At 40.2% G+C, this 6,614-nt stretch carries 2 protein-coding genes; one reads left to right on the forward strand and one right to left on the reverse strand.

The genetic code is table 11. The features are described 5' to 3' along the window. The coding region (locus F6K40_RS36300) for a CHAT domain-containing protein (RefSeq protein ID WP_293143861.1) at positions 1 to 1,741 on the forward strand (1,741 nt) is incomplete at its 5' end. Positions 1,742 to 2,510: 769 nt separating this feature from the next. Here F6K40_RS36300 and ppsA read toward each other — a convergent pair. Continuing rightward, positions 2,511 to 5,240 (reverse strand): phosphoenolpyruvate synthase, encoded by a 2,730-nt coding sequence (gene ppsA / locus F6K40_RS36305; protein WP_293143864.1) that lies wholly within the window; start codon positions 5,238 to 5,240, stop codon positions 2,511 to 2,513. Positions 5,241 to 6,614 lie beyond the last annotated feature (1,374 nt).

Below are 6,614 nucleotides of genomic sequence, written 5' to 3' on the forward strand. Positions count from 1 at the left end.
TCAGGGAATGGAAGTACAAGAAACTACCCTTACTTCTTTCCTTGCCACAGGTTCGGAAAGTCAAAAACAAGCTTCCATGAGAATGCTCTCAGCCACAACTAATGCCACTATATCCCTGCATCTCCAAGAGGCACCCACAAACCGAAAAGCAGCTAACCTTGCCTTCACCACTATCCTCCGGCGCAAAGGTCGCATCCTCGACTCTATCGCTGACTCACTCCAAGCTATCCGCGACAACCTAACCCCAGAAAATGAAAAACTCCTCGATGACCTGGCAAACACCCGCACTCAAATAGCTGCCCTCATCTACGAAAAACCGAAAAATATCTCGCTAGAACAATATCGTCAACGAATAGCTAATCTTAAAGGCAAAGCAGAAAAATTAGAAGCCGACCTTTCTCTTGCTAGTGCAGCATTTGCTAACACCAATAAACCAGTAACTATTGAAAGAGTAAAAAAGTTAATTCCTGCTGATGCAGCATTAGTGGAAATAATGCAGTACAAACCTTACGATGCTAAAGCTAAACGAGGTGAAAGATTCGGAGAACCCCGCTATGCAGTTTACATCCTCCATTCTACAGGCACACCCCAATGGTTAGACCTGGGAAAAGTAGAACCCATCCACAACACCATCGAGGAATTTCGCGACAAATTATCAAAATCAGATAGTTCTATCCAAGAAATTGCCCGTACTTTAGACCAACAGGTAATGCAACCCATCCGCCAAAAATTAGGCAACGCCAAACACATCCTGTTATCTCCAGACTCCCAACTCAACCTCATTCCCTTTGCTGCTCTCGTGGATGAAAATAACCAATATTTAATCGAAAACTATACCATTACCTACCTCACCACCGGACGCGATTTGCTCAAACTTGACATCGACTTCCCCGCAAAACAACCACCTATATTAGTTGCCAACCCCGAATACGACATCCCAGGAAATCCTAATTCTGCTCAATTGGTTGCTAATAGTAAACGTGGCAGCAATAATGAACCTACTAAAGATGACGTCACTGAGGAGGAGTTTTTATTTCCGGCACAAAACTTATTAAGACTTAGCTCATTACCGGGAACAAAAGCAGAAGCAGAAGAGATTGCATTGATGTTATCAGAAGAAATTCTGTTAACTGAGTCTGATGCTACAGAAAACGCAGTTAAACAAGTCAATGCACCAGAAATACTCCATATTGCTACCCACGGTTTCTTTCTCGAAGATTTGGAAGAAGCTGCACCCCCAACTTTGGGAAGCGGTTTGATGGAAGGATTTGATTTTAAGAGTTCTCTCCCTGCAATTAAACTAGACAAATTAGAAAACCCACTGCTACGTTCGGGTTTAGCTTTAGCAGGATTCACAGAACGCGAAAGCGGGAATGAAGATGGAGTAATGACTGCGTTAGAAATTGCCAATTTAAGTTTGGGTGGTACGAAGTTGGTAGTATTGTCTGCTTGCGATACCGGGTTAGGAGAAATAAAGAATGTGGGAGATGGAGTTTATGGTTTGCGTCGGGCGTTAGCTATTGCTGGTAGTGAAAGTCAGGTAATTAGTTTGTGGCAAGTGAATGATTTTGGTACGAAAGATTTGATGGTCAAATATTATCAACGGGTTTTGAATAATGAGGGGCGATCGGAGGCAATGCGACAAACGCAGTTAGAGATGTTGGCAACAGAAGGGTATGAACATCCTTATTATTGGGCAGCTTTTATTCCGTCTGGAGATTGGAGAGAGATGGGAATTTAGAATTTAGAATTTAGAATTCAGAAGTAATCCCTAAGTAAGTTTGAGCATTTACCCCACAATACTAAAATTAATCTCCCACAAACCCGGTTTCTTCTAATTCTTGGGAGCGCCAGAAATCGGCTTTGTCTCAAGGTGGTTACTTGCTCCTTACCTACAATTTTAGTCTAGACGAGCTTGGGCTAAAAAAACCTAACCCCCCAACCCCCTTCCCTACGAGGGAAGGGGGAGCAACATTATCCCCTCTCCTTGCAGGAGAGGGGTTAGGGGAGAGGTCTTACCCACAATTTTAATCTAGGCAAGCTACTACACTCTGACTTCTAATAGACTTCTCCAAAAATGAAAAAGAAAATCAATTCTTATCCATAAATTATCAATCATATCAAATCCGTTGGCTTCAGAGTAATATAACTCTATCGTCCTCATACAATGGTTAGGGGCGAATGCCATTCGCCCCTACCATAAGGACTCTTATCTTTAAATACTGAATAACACCGATGCTACCGGATTTGATATCATTCCCCCCTGTTCCCTGTTCCCTGTTCCCTCTTTTCTGGAGATGGGCGATCGCTCTGTTGGATGATAACCCCCTCTGGAGCACATCTCAAAATGTAGGCCGTTGTAAAATCAAGTGAAACCCAACAATAATACTTTCAGGACTTACGCAAAATACCAAATCATAATTTGTAGGGGCGAATGGCATTCGCCCTCTACTAGATATGCTGGTTCTGTGTAAGTCCCGACTTTGTTGGGTTTCGTTCCTCAACCCAACCTACGCTTTGACTTCTAACTTTGCCACTTCAAATCGAGTCTTCAAAACAGAATCAGGATTCAAACTAATCGAATCAATTCCCAATTCTACTAACATCTGGGCAAACTCGGGATAATCGCTCGGCGCCTGACCACAAATACCAATCTTACACCCGCATTCATGGGCAATTGTAATGGCGATCTGGATCATCCGACGCACAGCATCATGGCGTTCATCAAAAACATCCGCCACCAATGCTGAATCTCGGTCTAAACCTAATACCAACTGAGTCAAATCATTCGATCCAATAGAAAACCCATCAAAGATTTGAGCAAACTGTTCTACTAAAATCACATTACTGGGTAACTCACACATTACATAAACCTGCAAACAATTCTTACCCCTTTCCAAACCATACTTTGCCATCTCTGCTAATACCTTCTTCCCTTCCTGGGGTGTGCGACAAAATGGAATCATAGGAATCACATTTGCTAATCCCATTTCATCCCTGACTCGCTTCAGCGCCACACATTCTAAACCAAAAGCTTCCCGATATTTGGGATGATAATAACGAGACGCACCCCGCCAACCAATCATCGGATTTTCTTCATCGGGTTCAAATTGTTTCCCTCCCAATAAGTTAGCATATTCATTACTTTTAAAATCACTCATCCGCACAATGACAGGTTTCGGATAAAAGGCAGCAGCGATCGCTCCTATACCATAAACTAGGCGATCGATAAAGAAATCTGCCTTACGTTCGTATCCTACAGTCAACTCAGCAATTTTTGCTTTTTCAACCTCATCTGCCACTTGGTCAAAATTCAGCAACGCCAACGGATGCACCCCAATATGATTGGCAATTATAAATTCCAACCGCGCCAAACCTACACCATCACAGGGAATTGCTGATAACTGAAAAGCTGACTCTGGGTTGCCTACATTCATTAAAATGCTGGTGCGAGTTTTGGGAATATCATCCAACACCGTTTCCACATCCTCAAACGGCAGCAAACCTTGATAAACCGTTCCTACTTCTCCCTCAGCGCAACAAACAGTTACTTCATTACTATTGTTCAATATTTCAGTCGCGTTACCATCGTTCAATAGTTCAGTCGCGTTGCTATTGTTCAATATTTCAGTCGCGTTACCATCGTTCAATATTTCAGTCGCGTTGCTATTGTTCAATAGTTGAGTCGCGTTACCATCGTTCAATAGTTCAGTCGTGTTGCTATTGTTCAATAGTTGAGTCGCGTTACCATCGTTCAATAGTTCAGTCGTGTTGCTATTGTTCAATAGTTGAGTCGTGTTGCTATTGTTCAATAGTTGAGTCGCGTTACCATCGTTCAATAGTTGAGTCGCGTTACCATCGTTCAATAGTTCAGTCGCATTTTCACAACCAACGATCGCCGGAATACCCATCTCCCGCGCAATAATGGCAGCATGACAAGTACGACCACCTTGGTTAGTAACTATGGCACTAGCTTTTTTCATAATTGGTTCCCAGTCCGGGTCGGTTTTGTTAGTTACCAATACCTCTCCTGCTTGAAATTCGCCAATTTTATCCGTATCCAGAATCACGCGCACTTTCCCTTGAGCGATACCTTGCCCTACAGCGCGACCCGTCACCAAGACTTTCCCCCGCTCCTGCAAATGATAAGTATGCAGCACATTACTAGATTTTTGAGATTGCACAGTTTCTGGTCGCGCCTGCACTATGTATAAAGTATCATCGTTCCCATCTTTTGCCCATTCAATATCCATTGGGGTGTAAATACCGCGCACCTGGGAATAGTGATCTTCTATAACTACCGCCCACTGAGCAAGTTGTAAAATTTCATCATCAGTCAGGGCAAACTGTTGTTGCTTTCGTTCGGCAACGGGTACGTTTTTCGTGGAGTTACCGCCATCGTAAACCATTTTGACTGCCTTAGTGCCGAGGCGTTTGTTGAGAATAGTGGGGAAACCTTCCCGGAGAGTTGGTTTAAATACTAGATATTCATCAGGGTTGACTGCACCTTGGACGACGTTTTCCCCTAAACCGTAAGCTGCTGTAACTAAAGCAGCATTTTTAAATCCAGTTTCGGTGTCGATGGAAAACATGACGCCGGATGTAGCGAGGTCAGAACGCACCATTTTTTGAATGCCGACGGATAGAGCAACATCGAAATGGTCGAAACCTTTGAGAGTACGGTAGGAAATTGCACGATCTGTGAATATTGAAGCAAAACATTTATGAGCTGCTTTGAGTACACTTTTAATCCCGTGAATATTCAGGTAGGTTTCTTGTTGTCCGGCAAAACTAGCATCGGGGAGGTCTTCCGCAGTAGCGCTGGAACGTACGGCAACATCTATTTCTTTACCGTAGAGGTAAGATATGGTTTCGTAGCTGATGGCGATCGCTCGTTCTAGTTCTACTGGAAAGGGTGTATTCATTATTAATGCTCGTGCTTTTTTACCCCGTTGTTGCAAATTTTTGATATCTTCAACGTCAAGATCGGCAAACAGTTGGCGCAGTTTTGTTTCTAAACCTGCTGTTTTGATGAAGTAGCGGTAAGCGTAAGCAGTGGTAGCAAAACCGTTAGGTATGTTGATACCTTTGGGGGTAAGTTGTTGCATCATTTCCCCTAGGGAAGCGTTTTTACCTCCTACTAATGGGATGTCGTTAATATCAACTTCATCAAACCATAATATTAAAGATTTTTCTTTAGTAGAGGCAGTCCTTTGTTGAATTGCTAGTATGTTTGTCATTGCTTTAATTTATCCTAAAATTAAGCTGTTTTATCGTTGTAAAGCTTTGAGATATTTTTCTCACATTGTTTAGATTTGAGACAAAAATATGTAAATTTATCTTCGATCAAGTTTTTTTTGTTAATACTAAGGAATCTGATACCAATTCACTTTAAGAATGTCACAAATAGTTTCAAACTTTTAATGTCAAATAATTGCCTGAAACTGTAGGGAAGTGTCAAATTTTTTAGCTGCTCAAATCTGCCATTCTGAATTCTCAATTCTGAATTCTCAATTCTGAATTCTGTTAAATAGTTTCAAACTTTCAATGTTAAATAATTGCCTGAAACTGTTGTGAATGTCAAAATTTTTAGCTGCTCAAATCTGCCATTCTCAATTCTCAATTCTGAATTCTGTTAAATAGTTTCAAACTTTCAATGTCAAATAATTGCCTGAAACTCTTGTGAGTGTCAAATTTTTTAGCCGCTCAAATCTGCCATTCTCAATTTTCAATTCTGAATTCTGTTAAATAGTTTCAAACTTTCAATGTCAAATAATTGCCTGAAACTGTTGTGAGTGTCAAAATTTTTAGCCGCTCAAATCTGCCATTCTGAATTCTCAATTCTGAATTCTCAATTCTGAATTCTCAATTCTGTTAAATAGTTTCAAACTTTCAATGTTAAATAATTGCCTGAAACTGTTGTGAGTGTCAAAATTTTTAGCCGCTCAAATCTGCCATTCTGAATTCTCAATTCTGAATTCTCAATTCTGTTAAATAGTTTCAAACTTTCAATGTTAAATAATTGCCTGAAACTCTTGTGAATGTCAAAATTTTTAGCTGCTCAAATCTGCCATTCTCAATTCTCAATTCTGAATTCAGTTAAATAGTTTCAAACTTTTAATGTCAAATAATTGCCTGAAACTGTTGTGAGTGTCAAATTTTTTAGCCGCTCAAATCTGCCATTCTCAATTCTGAATTTTCAATTCTGAATTCTCAATTCTGTTAAATAGTTTCAAACTTTCAATGTTAAATAATTGCCTGAAACTGTTGTGAATGTCAAAATTTTTAGCTGCTCAAATCTGCCATTCTCAATTCTCAATTCTGAATTCAGTTAAATAGTTTCAAACTTTTAATGTCAAATAATTGCCTGAAACTGTTGTGAGTGTCAAATTTTTTAGCCGCTCAAATCTGCCATTCTCAATTCTGAATTTTCAATTCTGAATTCTCAATTCTGTTAAATAGTTTCAAACTTTCAATGTTAAATAATTGCCTGAAACTGTTGTGAATGTCAAAATTTTTAGCTGCTCAAATCTGCCATTCTCAATTCTCAATTCTGAATTCAGTTAAATAGTTTCAAACTTTTAATGTCAAATAATTGCCTGAAACTGTTGTGA

The organism is Okeania sp. SIO3I5, from assembly GCF_010672085.1.
In the GTDB taxonomy this organism is placed as follows: Bacteria; Cyanobacteriota; Cyanobacteriia; order Cyanobacteriales; family Microcoleaceae; genus Trichodesmium.

What these genes read in the sequence shown, in the direction of transcription:
- ppsA (WP_293143864.1), bottom strand. Translation starts at nt 5,240, where the DNA reads ATGACAAACATACTAGCAATTCAACAAAGGACTGCCTCTACTAAAGAA.